We start from the raw sequence: 15,918 nt of genomic DNA, 5'->3' as shown, positions 1-15,918 counted from the left end.
GCAGACATCGCGGACAAAGTCCGCTCCTACGCTCGTCCCAGCGCCGGAGCAGCCCTGCAGGGAGCCCGGTTCCTGATGGGGGCTTCAGTGCTTGGCGAAGTTGCGCTGCAGGCGCTGCAGGTCTTCCGGGGTGGTGACCTTGATGTTGTCTACCCGCCCTTCCACCATGCGCGGCGCGTAGCCCGCCCACTCCATGGCAGAAGCCTCGTCGGTGATGGCCGCGTCGGCCACCAGCGCATCGGCGAGCGCGCGGTGCAGCGCGCCGAGGCGGAACATCTGCGGCGTGTAGGCCTGCCAGACCACGCTGCGGTCGATGGTTTCGACTACGCGGCCGTCAGCGTCGACGCGCTTCAGGGTATCCCGCGCGGGTACGCCGAGCAGTCCGCCCACGGCATCGAACTCCAGATCACCCAGCAGGCGATCCAGGTCAATGCGGGCCAGGTTCGGCCGGGCGGCGTCGTGCACCAGCACCCAGTCGTCACTGCCAGCGCCCAGCTCAGTCAGGCGCAGCAGGCCATTGAGCACGGAATCGGCGCGCTCGCGGCCACCTTCGGCGCGCTGGATCAGTTCGTTGGCAGCGCTCGGCAGGGCCGGCCACCAGGGATCGTCGGCGGCCAGGCACACCACCAGACCCTTGAGCCGGGGATGGCCGAGGAAACAGTCGAGGGTGCGTTCGAGAATGCTGCGACCGGCGAGGTCGAGGTATTGCTTGGGGCGGTCGGCGCGCATCCGCGAACCGATGCCGGCGGCCGGGATGACGGCCCAGAAGGCGGGTGTGGTCATTGCGCGAGCTGGTAGAGGGTTTCCTTGTCCTTGACCATGCCGAGTTCGTGGCGGGCACGCTCCTCGACGGTCTCGGTGCCTTTCTTGAGCTCGGCGACTTCGGCCTCGAGGATGCGGTTACGTTCGAGCAGGCGCTCGTTCTCGCCCTGCTGGTCGGCGATCTGCTTCTGCAGGTCGCCCACTTGCGCCAGGCTGCCATCACCGATCCACAGGCGATACTGCAGGCCAGCCAATGCAAGGATCAGCACGACGAACAGCCAGTAGGGGCTACGTAACCTCAAACCATCAGCTCCATGTACGCAAAGGGGTGGCTCCTGCCACCCCTTCACCGTACCAGACTAGTATCAGCCGCGGAATTCCGCGCGACCACGGTACGGCGCCTTGGCGCCCAGCTGCTCTTCGATGCGCAGCAGCTGGTTGTACTTGGAAACGCGGTCGGAGCGGCAGAGGGAACCGGTCTTGATCTGACCAGCGGCAGTGCCGACGGCCAGGTCAGCGATGGTGCTGTCCTCGGTTTCGCCCGAACGGTGCGAGATGACGGCGGTGAAGCCGGCAGCCTTGGCCATCTGGATGGCTTCCAGGGTTTCGGTCAGCGAGCCGATCTGGTTGAACTTGATCAGGATCGAGTTGCCGATCTGCTCGTCGATGCCGCGCTTGAGGATCTTGGTGTTGGTGACGAACAGGTCGTCGCCGACCAGCTGCACCTTCTCGCCGATCTTGTCGGTCAGGACTTTCCAGCCAGCCCAGTCGGACTCGTCCATGCCGTCTTCGATGGAGATGATCGGGTAGCGCTGGGTCAGGCCAGCCAGGTAGTCAGCGAAACCTTCGGCGCTGAACACCTTGCCTTCGCCTTCCAGGTCGTACTGGCCGTCCTTGAAGAACTCGGAGGAGGCGCAGTCCAGGGCCAGGGTCACGTCGTCGCCCAGCTTGTAGCCGGCGTTGGCGACGGCTTCGGCGATGGCGGCCAGGGCGTCTTCGTTGGAAGCCAGGTTCGGCGCGAAGCCACCTTCGTCACCCACGGCGGTGTTCAGGCCACGGGCCTTCAGCACAGCTTTGAGGTGATGGAAGATCTCGGCGCCCATGCGCAGGGCGTCGGCGAAGTTCTTGGCGCCGACCGGCTGAACCATGAACTCCTGGATGTCGACGTTGTTATCGGCGTGCTCGCCACCGTTGATGATGTTCATCATCGGAACCGGCATGGAGTACTGGCCCGGGGTGCCGTTCAGGTCGGCGATGTGCGCATAGAGCGGCACGCCCTTGGCCTGAGCAGCGGCCTTGGCGGCGGCCAGGGACACGGCGAGGATGGCGTTGGCGCCCAGCTTGCCTTTGTTCTCGGTGCCGTCGAGGTCGATCATCGCGTGATCCAGACCCTTCTGGTCAGCCGCGTCCTTGCCCAGCAGCAGGTCGCGGATCGGGCCATTGATGTTGGCCACGGCTTTCAGCACGCCCTTGCCCAGGTAACGGCTCTTGTCGCCATCGCGCAGTTCGAGAGCCTCGCGGGAACCGGTGGATGCACCGGACGGGGCGCAAGCGCTGCCGACGATGCCGTTGTCCAGGATCACGTCCGCTTCAACGGTCGGGTTGCCGCGGGAGTCCAGGACCTCACGGCCCTTGATGTCGACGATCTTTGCCATTCTTGATAACACTCCGAAGATAGAGATAAACGGGGCGGCTGGTGAGACATCAGAACCTGCCCGATGCCCCCGCGCTTGGCGCAACGGGGAACATCGAGCAAATCCTCAGGCAGTCTCGATAGTGGGGAAACTCTTGACCAGGTCGTCCAGCTGCTTGAGCTGGGACAGGAAAGGTTCGAGCTTGTTCAGGCGCAGGGCGCACGGACCGTCGCATTTGGCGTTCTCGGGGTCCGGGTGGGCCTCCAGGAACAGGCCGGCGAGGCCCTGGCTCATGCCGGCCTTGGCCAGGTCGGTGACCTGGGCGCGGCGGCCGCCGGCGGAATCGGCGCGACCGCCCGGCATCTGCAGGGCGTGGGTCACGTCGAAGAACACCGGGTACTCGAACTGCTTCATGACGCCGAAGCCGAGCATGTCCACCACCAGGTTGTTGTACCCGAAGGAAGAACCCCGCTCGCAGAGGATCAGCTGGTCGTTACCCGCCTCCTCGCACTTGCGCAGGATGTGTTTCATCTCCTGCGGCGCGAGGAACTGGGCTTTCTTGATGTTGATCACCGCTTTGGTCTGGGCCATGGCCACGACCAGGTCGGTCTGCCGGGACAGGAAGGCCGGCAGCTGGATGATGTCGCAGACCTCGGCCACCGGCGCAGCCTGGTAGGGCTCGTGCACATCGGTGATGACCGGCACGTTGAAGGTCTTCTTGATCTCTTCGAAGATCTTCAGCCCTTCTTCCATGCCCGGACCCCGGAACGAGGTGATCGAGGATCGGTTGGCCTTGTCGAAGCTGGCCTTGAACACGTAAGGGATACCGAGCTTCTCGGTAACCTTCACGTACTCTTCGCAGACCTGCATCGCCAGGTCGCGCGACTCCAGCACGTTCATGCCGCCGAACAGCACGAACGGCAGGTCGTTGCCGATCTGGATATCACCGACGCGGATGATCTTCTGGCTCATGCTCAGGCTTTCCCGGCTTGCTTCAGGGCGGCGTTGACGAAGCCGCTGAACAGCGGGTGGCCATCACGCGGGGTGGAAGTGAATTCCGGGTGGAACTGGCAGGCGACGAACCACGGGTGGTCCGGAGCTTCCACGACTTCCACCAGCGCGCCGTCGCCGGAGCGGCCGGAAATCTTCAGGCCGGCGGCTTCCAGTTGCGGACGCAGGTTGTTGTTCACTTCGTAGCGGTGACGGTGACGCTCGACGATCACTTCCTTGCCGTAGCAGTCGTGCACCAGGGTACCGGCGGACAGCAGGCATTCCTGGGCGCCCAGGCGCATGGTGCCGCCCAGGTCGGAAGCTTCGGTGCGCACTTCGGTGGCGCCGGTGGCGTCCTGCCACTCGGTGATCAGGCCGACGACCGGGTGGCCGCTGGACTTGTCGAACTCGGTGGAGTTGGCATCGGTCCAGCCCAGCACGTTGCGGGCGTATTCGATGACAGCCACCTGCATGCCCAGGCAGATGCCCAGGTACGGAACCTTGTTCTCGCGAGCGTACTGCACGGCGGTGATCTTGCCTTCCACGCCGCGCAGGCCGAAGCCGCCCGGAACCAGGATGGCATCGGCGCCTTCGAGCAGGCTGGTGCCCTGCTGCTCGATGTCCTCGGAGTCGATGTAGCGCAGGTTGACCTTGGTACGGCTCTGGATGCCGGCGTGGGTCATGGCTTCGATCAGCGACTTGTAGGCGTCGAGCAGTTCCATGTACTTGCCGACCATGGCGATGGTGACTTCACGCTCGGGGTTGAGCTTGGCGTCGACCACGCGGTCCCATTCGGACAGGTCGGCCGGGCCGCACTCCAGGCCGAAGCGCTCGACGACGAAGTCGTCGACGCCCTGGGCGTGCAGCACGGACGGAATGCGGTAGATGGTGTCGACGTCTTCCAGCGAGATGACCGCGCGCTCTTCCACGTTGGTGAAGAGGGCGATCTTGCGGCGGGAGGAAATGTCCACCGGGTGGTCGGAGCGGCAGACCAGAATGTCAGGCTGCAGGCCGATGGAGCGCAGTTCCTTGACCGAGTGCTGGGTCGGCTTGGTCTTGGTCTCGCCAGCGGTGGCGATGTACGGGACCAGCGTCAGGTGCATCAGCATGGCACGGCGCGAACCGATCTCCACGCGCAGCTGGCGGATGGCCTCGAGGAAGGGTTGCGACTCGATGTCACCGACGGTGCCGCCGACTTCAACCAGGGCCACGTCGGCATCGCCGGCGCCCTTGATGATGCGACGCTTGATCTCGTCGGTGATGTGCGGGATGACCTGCACGGTAGCGCCCAGATAATCACCACGGCGCTCCTTGCGGAGTACGTCCATGTAGACGCGGCCGGTGGTGAAGTTGTTGTTCTGGGTCATCGTGGTACGAACGAAACGCTCGTAGTGGCCCAGATCGAGGTCGGTTTCCGCGCCGTCGTGGGTGACGAACACCTCACCGTGCTGGAACGGGCTCATGGTGCCCGGATCGACGTTGATGTAGGGGTCCAGCTTGAGCATCGTGATCTTCAGGCCACGCGCTTCCAGAATGGCAGCCAAGGAAGCCGAGGCGATGCCTTTCCCCAATGAAGAAACAACACCACCCGTGACGAAGATGTAGCGCGTCATGAAAAGCCCTGAATGTCAGCGTTTAGGCGGCTCGGCCGCCGGGGAAGCGAAGGTGTCGGGTACAAGACCCGGCTCACGACTTCGTCGTGAAAATAGCGAACTCCCACTGATTCGCAGGCGAATCAACAGGAGCTGTACAAGACGGGAGCGTAGTCTACCGGAAAGCCGCTATCAGCTCAAACCCGAGTCATTCGTCGGAGGTGTCCAGCGCAGTGTCCAGCCCTGCCCCGCCTCCACCCGCAGGTCCGGCAGCAGGGCCACGCCAAGCAGCTCGTCGGCTCGCCAGAGCAGCGGCAAACGAGCACGCAGGAAGGCCGGAATGGCCGCTTCGTTGAGCAGCCGCTTGAGATCGCGGGAGCCACGTCCCGGCAGGGCCATTACCTCGCCACCCTGCCGGTACCGCACTTCCAGCGGCCCGCCCGGTGGCGCTCCCTCGAAGCGCAACGAACCATTGCCCGGCAGCGAAATTGGCTGGGAAGGATCACGCCAGATCTGATTCGTCGGTACGAAACCCAGCCAGGGGTTGGCCAGCCACCAGAGTCGGCCATGGGCACGGCGCAGCTCACCATCGGCGAGGCGCCAGATCGGTTCGGCGTCCTCGCGGGCATCACGCAGATCCTGCCAGCCAGCCCAGTGCGCGCGATCAGGCAGACGAGCCAGCGGTGCCAGCCAGTGACGCAGTGCATTGCGCTGGCGCGGCTCGCTCAGCTCCGCCAGCGCCGCCACCGCCAGCGACGGCAGCTGCATACCGATGTACTCGGTACGTACACCCGCCGAAATCAGATCGATCTGCGCCAGCTCGCCGAGCAGCCCGTCGGCTTCCGCCAACTGTTCGGCACTGCGGGCGATGGTCTCCACCGCCGCCGGCCAGCGCTCGACGATGCCCGGCAGAACCCGGTTACGCAGGTAGTTGCGGTCGTAATCGTTACTGGCGTTGGAAGGGTCTTCCACCCAACGCAGCCCATGGCTGCGGGCATAGCGCTCCAGCTCGCCACGGGTTATCCCCAGTAAGGGACGCAGCAGCACTCCAGCGCCCAGCGAGCGCTGCGCGGCCATGCCCGACAAGCCGCGCACCCCGGCACCCCGGAACAGCCGGAACAGCACGGTTTCCGCCTGATCATCGCGATGCTGGCCGGTCAGCAGGCACTCGCCCTTCTCCAGAGCCGCGGTGAAGGCCGCGTAACGCGCCTCACGCGCCGCACGCTCCAGGCTGGCGCCTCCATCGACCTGCGCACGCGCAACTTGCAACGGCACGCCCAGGGAGTCGCAGAAGCGCTGGCAATGCTCCGGCCAGCCTTCAGCGACAGCCTGCAGGCCATGATGTACGTGAATGGCAGAAATCGGTGGCAGGGCTTCGCGAGAGGCGAGTTGCGCCAGAAGATGCAGGAGAACGGTGGAATCCAGCCCGCCGGACAAAGCGACACGCCAAGTCGGCGCGTTACGCCAGGGTGCGAGGAAACTCAGCAGTAGGGATGGCAGTTCAGCAGGCATGGCGCAGGTCGGCAGGGTCGGGGACGAGGCAAGGATACCCCGTCACCCGCGCTGCGCCACAGGCGTCGATCAGGCGACGCCGTAGCTCATCAGGCGCTCGTAACGGCGCGCCAGGAGCTCTTCGCTGCTCAGCTGCTTCAGCGTGTCGAGCTGGCCAAGCAGGGAATTGCGGATGGTCTCGGCCATGGCGGCCGGGTCACGGTGGGCGCTGCCCAGCGGCTCGGGGATGACGTTGTCCACGATCCCCAGGTCCTTCAGACGGCTGGCGGTGATGCCCATGGCTTCGGCCGCTTCCGGCGCCTTCTCGGCGGTACGCCAGAGGATCGAGGCACAACCTTCCGGCGAGATCACCGCATAGGTGGAGTACTGCAGCATGTTCAGCTGGTCGCACACGCCGATGGCCAGTGCGCCGCCGGAGCCGCCTTCGCCGATCACAGTGGCGATGATCGGGGTCTTCAGGCGCGCCATGACACGCAGGTTCCAGGCGATGGCCTCGCTCTGGCCACGCTCTTCGGCGTCGATGCCCGGATAGGCGCCGGGGGTATCGATGAAGGTCAGGATCGGCATCTTGAAACGTTCGGCCATTTCCATCAGGCGGCAGGCCTTGCGGTAGCCTTCCGGACGCGGCATGCCGAAGTTGCGGCGYACCTTCTCGCGCACTTCACGGCCCTTCTGGTGGCCGATGATCATCACCGGCTGGTCTTCCAGGCGGGCAACACCACCAACGATGGCAGCGTCGTCGGAGAAGTGACGGTCACCGTGCAGCTCTTCGAACTCGCTGAAGATGTGCTCGATGTAGTCCAGGGTGTAGGGGCGACGCGGATGGCGCGCGAGCTGGGCGATCTGCCAGCTGGACAGGTTGCCGAAGATGTTCTCGGTCAGCGCCTTGCTCTTCTCCTGCAGACGGGAGATTTCGTCGGTGATGTTCAGGGCGTTGTCGTTGCCGACAAGTCGCAGCTCTTCGATCTTGGCGTGCAGGTCGGCAATGGGCTGTTCGAAATCGAGAAAATTCGGGTTCATGGGCTATCCGTCGTTCTGTTGGCGGCTGGGCCTGGTCCGTAGGCGCCCTACCTTACGGTATCGGGCGCCGAGGGTCGAGACTGGCGGGCGGGCGGCCTTTGGCCGCGGGCTTCACTAGCGGTAGTTGAGGAAGACGTTGTCGCGGCCGAACTGGTCACGCAACGCTTGAATCAGGTTGTCTGCCGGGTCGATCCGCCACTGTTCGCCGAACTGCAGCAGGGCGCGCGCCTGCTCGCCACTGTAGTCGACGGTGACCGGGCAGCTGCCACGGTGACGGGTGCAGAGGTCGGCCAGCCAGCGCAGACGGTCGCCCTTGAGCGCATCGGCATGGACGCGCACTCGCAGGCTTTCCGCCAGCGAGGTGCGGGCTTCCTCCAGGCCCATCACGCGCTTGGCGCGCAGGCGCAGGCCGCCGGAGAAATCGTCCTGGCTGACTTCGCCCTCGATGACCACCAGCGCGTCGGTCTGCAGCAGCGCCTGGTTGGCGGCGAAGGCTTCGGCGAACAGCGAGGCCTCGATACGGCCGGAGCGGTCGTCCAGGGTCACGAAGCCCATCTTGTCGCCGCGCTTGTTCTTCATGACCCGCAGGTTGACGATCAGGCCGGCGACGGTCTGGGTGTCGCGCGCGGGCTTCAGCTCGACGATGCGCTGGCGGGCAAAACGTCGCACCTCGCCTTCGTACTCGTCGATGGGGTGTCCGGTCAGGTACAGGCCGAGGGTGTCCTTCTCGCCCTTCAGGCGCTCCTTGAGGTTGAGCTCCTTGACCTTGCGGTGGTTGGCGTAGACATCCGCCTCCGGCTCGGCGAAGACACCGCCGAACAGGTCCATGTGGCCGCTGTCGTGGCTGCGCGAGGTTTGCTCGGCCGACTTGACCGCCTCTTCCATGGACGCCAGCAGCACGGCGCGATTGATATCGACGTGGGCGTGATAGGCCTTCTGTTCTTCATGGAAGTGCGGGCCGAGGCGATCCAGCGCGCCGGCGCGGATCAGCGCTTCCAGGGTGCGCTTGTTGACGCGCTTGAGGTCGATGCGGTCGCAGAAGTCGAACAGGGTCTTGAACGGCCCGCCTTCGTTGCGGCACTCGGTGATGGCTTCCACCGGGCCTTCGCCGACGCCCTTGATCGCGCCCAGGCCGTAGACGATCTGGTTGTCCTCGTCGACGGTGAAGCGGAACTCGGAGTTGTTCACGTCCGGCGCCAGGATGCGCAGTTTCATGTGGCGGCACTCTTCGATGAGCGTCACCACCTTGTCGGTGTTCTGCATATCCGCGGTGAGTACCGCGGCCATGAACGGGGCTTTCCAGTGGGTCTTCAGCCAGGCGGTCTGGTACGACACCAGGCCGTAGGCGGCAGAGTGCGACTTGTTGAAGCCGTAGCCGGCGAACTTTTCCACCAGGTCGAAGATGTTGCCCGAGAGGTTTTCGTCGATGCCGTTGGCCGAGCAGCCCTCGATGAAGCCGCCGCGCTGCTTGGCCATTTCCTCGGGCTTCTTCTTGCCCATGGCGCGACGCAGCATGTCCGCGCCGCCGAGGCTGTAGCCCGCCATCACCTGGGCGATCTGCATCACCTGTTCCTGGTACAGGATGATGCCGTAGGTGGGCTTGAGCACCGGTTCGAGGCCGGCGTACTGGTAATCCGGGTGCGGGTAGGAAATCTCTTCGCGACCGTGCTTGCGGTTGATGAAGTCGTCCACCATGCCCGACTGCAGCGGACCGGGACGGAACAGCGCCACCAGTGCGATGAGGTCTTCCAGGCAGTCCGGCTTGAGCTTCTTGATCAGCTCCTTCATGCCGCGCGACTCAAGCTGGAAGACCGCGGTGGTTTCCGCCTTCTGCAGCAGGTCGTAGGTCTTCTTGTCGTCCAGCGCGATGCGGTCGATGTCGACCAGGTCAGTCTCGCCGGCCTTCTTCTGGATACGATGGATGATCTCCATCGCCCACTTGATGATGGTCAGGGTACGCAGGCCGAGGAAGTCGAACTTCACCAGGCCGGCGGCTTCCACATCGTCCTTGTCGAACTGTGTCACCAGGCCGGCGCCCTCTTCGTCACAGGCGATGGGGGCGAAGTCGGTCAGCTTGGTCGGCGCGATCACCACGCCACCGGCGTGCTTGCCGGTACCACGGGTGACGCCTTCCAGCTTGAGCGCCATATCCCAGATTTCCTGGGCTTCCTCGTCGGTCTTGAGGAAGTCGCGGAGCATTTCTTCCTGCTCGAAGGCCTTCTCCAGGGTCATGCCCACTTCGAAGGGGATCATCTTCGACAGCTTGTCGGCCAGGCCGTAGGACTTGCCCTGCACCCGCGCCACGTCGCGCACCACCGCCTTGGCGGCCATGGAGCCGAAGGTGATGATCTGGCTCACGGCATTGCGGCCGTAGGCGCCGGCCACGTAGTCGATCACCCGGTCGCGGCCTTCCATGCAGAAGTCGACGTCAAAGTCGGGCATGGAAATACGTTCGGGGTTGAGGAAACGTTCGAACAGCAGGTCATAGGCCAGCGGGTCGAGGTCGGTGATCTTCAGCACGTAGGCGACCAGCGAGCCGGCACCCGAGCCCCGGCCGGGGCCTACCGGCACGCCGTTGTTCTTGGCCCACTTGATGAAGTCCATCACGATCAGGAAGTAGCCGGGGAAGCCCATCTGGATGATGGTGCCCAGCTCGAACTCCAGGCGGTCGACGTAGAGCTGCCGCTTCTCTTCGTAGTTCGGCGTGGTGTCCTTCGGCCAGAGCACCGCCAGGCGCTCCTCCAGGCCTTCGTAGGAGACATGGCGCAGGTAGTCGTTGATGTCCATGTCGTCGTAGGGGATCGGGAAGTTGGGCAGGAAGTACTTGCCCAGCTGCACATCGATGTTGCAGCGCTTGGCGATCTCGACGGAGTTTTCCAGAGCCTCGGGAATATCGCTGAACAGCTCGGCCATTTCTTCCGGGCTCTTCAGGTACTGCTGATCGGAATAGCTGCGCGAACGGCGCGGATCATCCAGGGCACGGCCTTCGCCAATGCAGACGCGGGTCTCGTGGGCCTCGAAGTCCGCTTCCTTGATGAAGCGCACGTCGTTGGTCGCCACCAGCGGCGCGCCGCTGCGCGCGGACAGGGCCACGGCGGCGTGCAGGTGTTCTTCGTCGTTCACCCGGCTGGTGCGCTGGATGTCCAGGTAGAAACTCTCCGGGAAGACTTCCTGCCACTCGGCCAGCAGCGAGTCCGCCAGGGCGTCGTCGCCCTCCAGCAGAGCCATGCCGATCTCGCCTTCCTTGGAGCCGGACAGCGCGATCAGGCCTTCGGCGGCATCCTTGACCCACTGCCGCTCGATGATGATCTCGCCGTTGCGCTGGCCTTCCTGCCAGCCACGGGAAATCAGCTCGGTGAGGTTGCGGTAGCCCTTGGCGTTCATCGCCAGCAGGGTCAGGCGGGTCAGCGGGCCGTCCTCGTCGCGGTTGGCCAGCCAGATGTCAGCGCCGCAGATCGGCTTGATGCCGCCACCCATGGCCGTCTTGTAGAACTTCACCAGCGAGCACATGTTGCTCAGGTCGGTCACCGCCACCGCCGGCATGCCCGCCCCGCCGACCGCCTTGATCAGCGGCTTGACCCGTACCAGGCCGTCGACCAGGGAGAATTCGGTGTGCAGACGCAGGTGAACGAAGGTGGCGGTCATGGTGGTCCTTGGCAAACGCGAAAAACGGCAAGCCCCGGATTGTACCGGGGCTGTCCGCAAAGCTACAGGGATCAATGGGCCAGCCGTCGCGCCGGGCGATTGAAGTCACCGGCAGGCCGCCGACCGCGAGGAATTTCAGAGTAATAACAGGGTGTTACAGGATGCCGACAGGGTTTTCCAGCAGCGCCCTTACCGGGCCGAAGGAACGTCGATGGATGGGCGTCGGACCCAGGCGCTTGAGGGCTTCGAGATGCACAGGAGTCGGGTAGCCCTTGTGCCCACCGATGCCGTAGCCGGGGTACAGCGCTTCCATTTCCTGCATCTCGCGATCGCGGCTGACCTTGGCCAGGATCGACGCAGCGGCGATGGCCGGCACCTTGGCGTCGCCCTGCACCACCGGCGCGGACGGCACCTGCAGTTTCGGGCAGCGGTTGCCATCGATCAGCGCGAGTTTCGGCGTAACGCTTAGACCTTCCACCGCACGTTGCATGGCAAGCATGGTGGCGTGGAGGATGTTCAGTTGGTCGATCTCATGCACATCCGCGCGGGAAATGCACCAGGCCAGGGCCTTCTCACGAATCTCGTCGAACAGCGCCTCACGGCGCGCTTCGCTGAGCTTCTTCGAGTCGTTGAGCCCCTTGATCGGCCGCGCCGGATCGAGAATCACCGCCGCAGTGACCACCGGGCCGCACAGCGGGCCACGGCCGACTTCGTCGACGCCAGCCACCAGCTCTTCCACCAGGGTGAAATCCAGGCCCATCTGCATCAGCGTTTCTCCACCAGGGCGAGCACCGCTTCGGCGGCCTGCGCGGACGCATCCTGGCGCAAAGCACGATGGATGGCGTCAAAGGGTTCGGTCTGCACGCTGCCGTCATCCAGCAGCGGCAACAGCGTAGCGGCCAGCGCCTCGGGGGTCGCCGCGTCCTGGATCAGCTCCGGCACCAGCAGGCGACCGGCCAGCAGGTTCGGCAGCGAGATGTACGGGCTCTTCACCAGGCGTTTGAGAATGCGGTAGGTCATCGGCGCTACCTTGTAGGCAACGACCATCGGCCGCTTGTACAGCAGCGCTTCCAGCGTAGCGGTGCCGGAGGCGATCAGCACGGCGTCGCAGGCGGCCAGGGCCTCGTGGGAGGCGCCATCGAGCAACTGCACCGGCAGGTCGCGCCCAGCGAGCATTTCTTCGATCTGCACGCGACGCTCGGGGCTTGCGCACGGCAGCACGAAGCGCAGGCCAGGACGATCCTGCAGCAGACGCTGTGCGGTATCGAGGAACAGTGCGCCGAGCTTGCCGACCTCCCCTCCCCGACTACCGGGCAAGAGGGCGACGACGCTGGCGTCCTGCGGCAAGCCGAGGCGCTCGCGCGCGCCGGCACGGTCGGCTTCCAGTGGAATGGTGTTGGCCAGCGGATGGCCGACGAAACGCACCGGTACTGCATGCTCTTCGTAGAAGTGCGCCTCGAAGGGGAACAGTGCGAGCATCAGGTCGCAGGCTTCCTTGATCTTCAGCACGCGCTTCTGCCGCCAGGCCCAGACCGAAGGACTGACGTAATGCACCGTGCGGATACCCGCGCGGCGCAGCTTCAATTCAAGCGTCAGGTTGAAGTCCGGCGCATCGATACCGATGAACACATCCGGCTTGGCGGCGATCAGCATCTTCACCAGGTCCTTGCGCCGGCGGAGCAGTTCGCGCAGGCGACCCAGCACCTCGACCAGGCCCATCACGGCCAGGCGCTCCATCGGGAAGTGCGATTGCAGCCCTTCGGCCTGCATGCGTGGGCCGCCGACGCCGATGAACTCGATGTCGGGGTGGCGCTGCTTGAGCGCCTGCATGAGGCCGGAGCCGAGGATATCGCCGGACGCCTCGCCCGCGACCAGGGCGACGCGCAGCTTGCGTGCGGTCAGTTGCATGGTCAGCGGGTGATGCCGCGGGTAGAGCTCTGGATGGAGTCGCGGAATACCGCCACTTCCGGGAACTGCGCGGAAACTTCGGCCAGTTCGGCCAGCGCCTCGTCCACCGTCAGGCCCTGGCGGTAGACCACCTTGTAGGCGCGGCGCAGCGCCTGGATCGACTCGGCACTGAAGCCGCGACGGCGCAAACCCTCGAAGTTCATGCTGCGGGCCTCGGCGGGGTTGCCGAAGACCGTGACATAGGCCGGGACGTCCTTGCCGATGGTGGTACCCATGCCGGAGAAGGCGTGGGCGCCGATGCGGCAGAACTGGTGAACCAGGGTGTAACCGGAGAGGATCGCCCAGTCATCCACGTGAACATGGCCCGCCAGCGCGGTGTTGTTCACCAGGATGCAATGGTTGCCGATCACGCTGTCGTGGCCGATGTGCACATAGGCCATGAACAGGTTGTGGTCGCCGATGGTGGTTTCCGAGCGATCCTGGATGGTGCCGCGGTGGATGGTGACACCCTCGCGGATCACGTTGTTGTCGCCAATCACCAGGCGAGTCGGCTCGCCCTTGTACTTCAGGTCGGGAGTATCCTCACCAACGCTGGAGAACTGGAAAATCCGATTGTGCTTACCGATCTTCGTGGGGCCTTTGACCACCACGTGCGGACCGATCACCGTACCTTCGCCGATCTCCACATCCGGCCCGACCATGGACCAGGGGCCCACTTCTACGTCGTCAGCCAGCTTTGCGCGCGGGTCGATGATGGCGCGAGGATCGATCAAACTCATAGTTTGCGTTCCGCACAGATGATTTCGGCCGAGCATACCGCCTTGTCATCAACAGTGGCGTGGCAGTCGAACTTCCAGATACCGCGCTTGACGCTGAGGAACTGGGCGTTGAGCTGCAGCTGGTCACCCGGCAGCACCGGCTGGCGGAAGCGCAGCTTGTCGGAGCCGACGAAGTAGTAGAGGGTGCCATCGGCCGGCTTCACGTCGAGCATCTTGAAACCAAGGATGCCGGCCGCCTGGGCCATGGCCTCGATGATCAGCACGCCCGGCATGATCGGATGCTGCGGGAAGTGGCCATTGAAGAACGGCTCGTTGATGCTGACATTCTTGTAGGCGCGAATGCGCTTGGCCTCGATGTCCAGCTCGACCACCCGATCCACCAGCAGGAAGGGGTAGCGATGAGGCAGGTATTCGCGAATCTCGTTGATGTCCATCATGTTCAGGGGAGCCTGTTCAGAAAAGGGAAACGCCAAAAAATGCGTGGATCACGCATCTGATGGAGCGTCTCCGCTTGGGGTCACGGCGGCCAGGCGCTTTTCCAGCTGTTGCAGACGACGGGCCATGTCATCCAGCTGACGAATGCGCGCAGCGCTTTTCTTCCATTCAGCCGCGGGCTGCATGGCGGTACCGGAGGAATAGGAGCCCGGTTCGGTGATCGAACGGGTCACCATGGTCATTCCGGTAACGAAGACGTTGTCGCAGATCTCGATATGACCGACCAGGCCGACGCCACCGGCGAGCATGCAATGCTTGCCGATCTTGGCACTGCCGGAAATCCCGCAGCAGCCGGCCATGGCGGTGTGGTCACCGATCTGCACGTTGTGGGCGATCATGATCTGGTTGTCCAGCTTCACGCCATTGCCCACCAGGGTGTCGGACAGCGCACCACGGTCGATGGTGGTATTGGCGCCGATCTCGACGTCATCACCCAGGGTCACGCCGCCAATCTGCGCGATCTTCTGCCAGATGCCCTTGTGGTTGGCGAAGCCGAAGCCCTCGCCACCCAGCACGGCACCGGACTGGATCACCACGCGCTTGCCGATGCGCACGTCGTGGTACAGCGTCACGCGCGGTGCGAGCCAGCCGCCGTCGCCGATCACGCTGCGCGCGCCGACGAAGCAATGGGCACCGAGGGTGACGTTCGCGCCTATCACCGCTCCCGCCTCGATCACCACGTACGGGCCGACACTGGCCGTCGCATCAACCTGGGCAGCTTCATCGACCACCGCAGTGGGATGAATGCCGACCGGCGCCTTGGGCTTGCGGTCGAACTGGTGCGACAGGCCGGCGTAAGCCAGGTACGGGTTGGCGACGATCAGCGCGTTGCCGGCAAAGCCCTCGGCATCCGCAGCGGTCAGCAGGACGGCGCCTGCCTGGCTGTCGGCGAGGAACTTGCGGTATTGCGGGTTGGCCAGGAAGGTGAGCTGGTCGGCTCCCGCTTCCTGCAGGGTGGCCAGCCCGCGAATCACCTGGGCGGGATCGCCGCGCAGCTCGGCATCGAGCTGCGCAGCCAGTTCAGCGAGGGTAAACGACAGCTCGGTCATCATCAGCGCAGTTGGTTCATGCGCTCGATGACCTGGCGGGTGATGTCGTACTGCGGCTTCACGTCCACCACGGCACCACGCTCGACCACGAGGTCATAACCACCCTTCTTGATGGTTTCCTCGACTGCCTGGTCCAGCTTCGGCTTGAGCTTCTTCAGCATGTCGCGGTCGGCAACGGCCTTGGCTTCGTTCAGCTCCTTGGACTGGAACTGGAAGTCACGGGCTTTCTGCTTGAAGTCGTTCTCGGCCTTGTCACGCTCGGAGGCGGACATCTTGCTGCCGCCGTTGACCAGCTTGTCCTGCAGGGACTTGGCGTCGGTTTCCAGCGCCTTGAGCTTGGACAGTTGCGGACCGAACTTCTTCTCGGCGTCCACAGCGTACTGCTTGGCCGAATCGGACTCGAGGAGTGCCATCTGATAGTTGAGCACCGCGATCTTCATGTCGGCGAACGCAGGGCTCGCTGCCAGGGCGGCGGTGATCAGGACGAACTGGGTCAACTTACGCACAATGCACTCCTGCACAAAGCATGGTT

Annotated in this window: 14 protein-coding genes; all 14 read right to left on the bottom strand. The window is 64.4% G+C overall.

Annotated features, from left to right (window positions below):
* Positions 1–84: 84 nt before the first annotated feature.
* Entirely contained in the window at positions 85–783 is a 699-nt protein-coding gene (gene ispD, locus QO207_RS11410; RefSeq protein WP_301532528.1) for a 2-C-methyl-D-erythritol 4-phosphate cytidylyltransferase, read from the bottom strand.
* Positions 780–1,064 (bottom strand): cell division protein FtsB, encoded by a 285-nt coding sequence (ftsB, locus tag QO207_RS11405; protein WP_301532527.1) that lies wholly within the window; start codon positions 1,062–1,064, stop codon positions 780–782. The genes ispD and ftsB overlap by 4 nt, the downstream gene beginning before the upstream one ends.
* A 63-nt stretch (positions 1,065–1,127) precedes the next feature.
* Entirely contained in the window at positions 1,128–2,417 is a 1,290-nt protein-coding gene (gene eno / locus QO207_RS11400; RefSeq protein ID WP_081517903.1) for a phosphopyruvate hydratase, read from the bottom strand.
* A 105-nt stretch (positions 2,418–2,522) separates the two neighbouring features.
* Positions 2,523–3,368, bottom strand: a complete 846-nt coding sequence (kdsA, locus tag QO207_RS11395) for a 3-deoxy-8-phosphooctulonate synthase (protein WP_301532526.1) — start codon at positions 3,366–3,368, stop codon at positions 2,523–2,525.
* 2 nt (positions 3,369–3,370) lie between these two features.
* Positions 3,371–4,999, bottom strand: a complete 1,629-nt coding sequence (locus QO207_RS11390) for a CTP synthase (protein ID WP_169940904.1) — start codon at positions 4,997–4,999, stop codon at positions 3,371–3,373.
* A gap of 171 nt (positions 5,000–5,170) precedes the next feature.
* Positions 5,171–6,490, bottom strand: a complete 1,320-nt coding sequence (gene tilS / locus QO207_RS11385; RefSeq protein WP_301532525.1) for a tRNA lysidine(34) synthetase TilS — start codon at positions 6,488–6,490, stop codon at positions 5,171–5,173.
* 69 nt (positions 6,491–6,559) lie between these two features.
* The gene (gene accA / locus QO207_RS11380) at positions 6,560–7,510 is read right to left on the bottom strand and encodes an acetyl-CoA carboxylase carboxyl transferase subunit alpha (RefSeq protein ID WP_301532524.1); all 951 of its coding nucleotides are present in this window, start codon (positions 7,508–7,510) and stop codon (positions 6,560–6,562) included.
* A gap of 114 nt (positions 7,511–7,624) precedes the next feature.
* On the bottom strand, positions 7,625–11,155 hold the full coding sequence (gene dnaE, locus QO207_RS11375) for a DNA polymerase III subunit alpha (RefSeq protein ID WP_301532523.1): 3,531 nt from the start codon (positions 11,153–11,155) through the stop codon (positions 7,625–7,627).
* A 154-nt stretch (positions 11,156–11,309) separates the two neighbouring features.
* Positions 11,310–11,921, bottom strand: coding sequence for a ribonuclease HII (gene rnhB / locus QO207_RS11370; RefSeq protein WP_301532522.1), 612 nt, complete (start codon positions 11,919–11,921; stop codon positions 11,310–11,312).
* Complete coding sequence (gene lpxB / locus QO207_RS11365; RefSeq protein WP_301532521.1) at positions 11,921–13,063, bottom strand: lipid-A-disaccharide synthase; 1,143 nt, start codon at positions 13,061–13,063, stop codon at positions 11,921–11,923. The genes rnhB and lpxB overlap by 1 nt, the downstream gene beginning before the upstream one ends.
* 2 nt (positions 13,064–13,065) lie before the next feature.
* Entirely contained in the window at positions 13,066–13,842 is a 777-nt protein-coding gene (gene lpxA / locus QO207_RS11360; protein ID WP_301532520.1) for an acyl-ACP--UDP-N-acetylglucosamine O-acyltransferase, read from the bottom strand.
* The gene (fabZ, locus tag QO207_RS11355; RefSeq protein WP_301532519.1) at positions 13,839–14,279 is read right to left on the bottom strand and encodes a 3-hydroxyacyl-ACP dehydratase FabZ; all 441 of its coding nucleotides are present in this window, start codon (positions 14,277–14,279) and stop codon (positions 13,839–13,841) included. The genes lpxA and fabZ overlap by 4 nt, the downstream gene beginning before the upstream one ends.
* 48 nt (positions 14,280–14,327) lie before the next feature.
* A complete protein-coding gene (gene lpxD, locus QO207_RS11350; RefSeq protein ID WP_301532518.1) occupies positions 14,328–15,389 on the bottom strand; it encodes a UDP-3-O-(3-hydroxymyristoyl)glucosamine N-acyltransferase in 1,062 nt (353 codons plus the stop codon).
* Positions 15,389–15,892, bottom strand: coding sequence for an OmpH family outer membrane protein (locus QO207_RS11345; protein ID WP_301532517.1), 504 nt, complete (start codon positions 15,890–15,892; stop codon positions 15,389–15,391). Before QO207_RS11345 ends, lpxD begins: the two co-directional genes overlap by 1 nt.
* Positions 15,893–15,918: the final 26 nt, after the last annotated feature.

It is taken from the genome of Pseudomonas sp. CAN1 (assembly GCF_030462585.1).
Taxonomy (GTDB): Bacteria; Pseudomonadota; Gammaproteobacteria; order Pseudomonadales; family Pseudomonadaceae; genus Pseudomonas.
This window is presented reverse-complemented; position numbering and strand designations above follow the sequence as displayed.

Bases quoted from the DNA above. Each gene is read 5' to 3' on its own strand.
- ispD (WP_301532528.1), bottom strand. From the start codon at position 783: ATGACCACACCCGCCTTCTGGGCCGTCATCCCGGCCGCCGGCATCGGT.
- eno (WP_081517903.1), bottom strand. From the start codon at position 2,417: ATGGCAAAGATCGTCGACATCAAGGGCCGTGAGGTCCTGGACTCCCGC.
- kdsA (WP_301532526.1), bottom strand. From the start codon at position 3,368: ATGAGCCAGAAGATCATCCGCGTCGGTGATATCCAGATCGGCAACGAC.
- QO207_RS11390 (WP_169940904.1), bottom strand. From the start codon at position 4,999: ATGACGCGCTACATCTTCGTCACGGGTGGTGTTGTTTCTTCATTGGGG.
- tilS (WP_301532525.1), bottom strand. From the start codon at position 6,490: ATGCCTGCTGAACTGCCATCCCTACTGCTGAGTTTCCTCGCACCCTGG.
- dnaE (WP_301532523.1), bottom strand. From the start codon at position 11,155: ATGACCGCCACCTTCGTTCACCTGCGTCTGCACACCGAATTCTCCCTG.
- rnhB (WP_301532522.1), bottom strand. From the start codon at position 11,921: ATGCAGATGGGCCTGGATTTCACCCTGGTGGAAGAGCTGGTGGCTGGC.
- lpxB (WP_301532521.1), bottom strand. From the start codon at position 13,063: ATGCAACTGACCGCACGCAAGCTGCGCGTCGCCCTGGTCGCGGGCGAG.
- lpxA (WP_301532520.1), bottom strand. From the start codon at position 13,842: ATGAGTTTGATCGATCCTCGCGCCATCATCGACCCGCGCGCAAAGCTG.
- fabZ (WP_301532519.1), bottom strand. From the start codon at position 14,279: ATGATGGACATCAACGAGATTCGCGAATACCTGCCTCATCGCTACCCC.
- lpxD (WP_301532518.1), bottom strand. From the start codon at position 15,389: ATGATGACCGAGCTGTCGTTTACCCTCGCTGAACTGGCTGCGCAGCTC.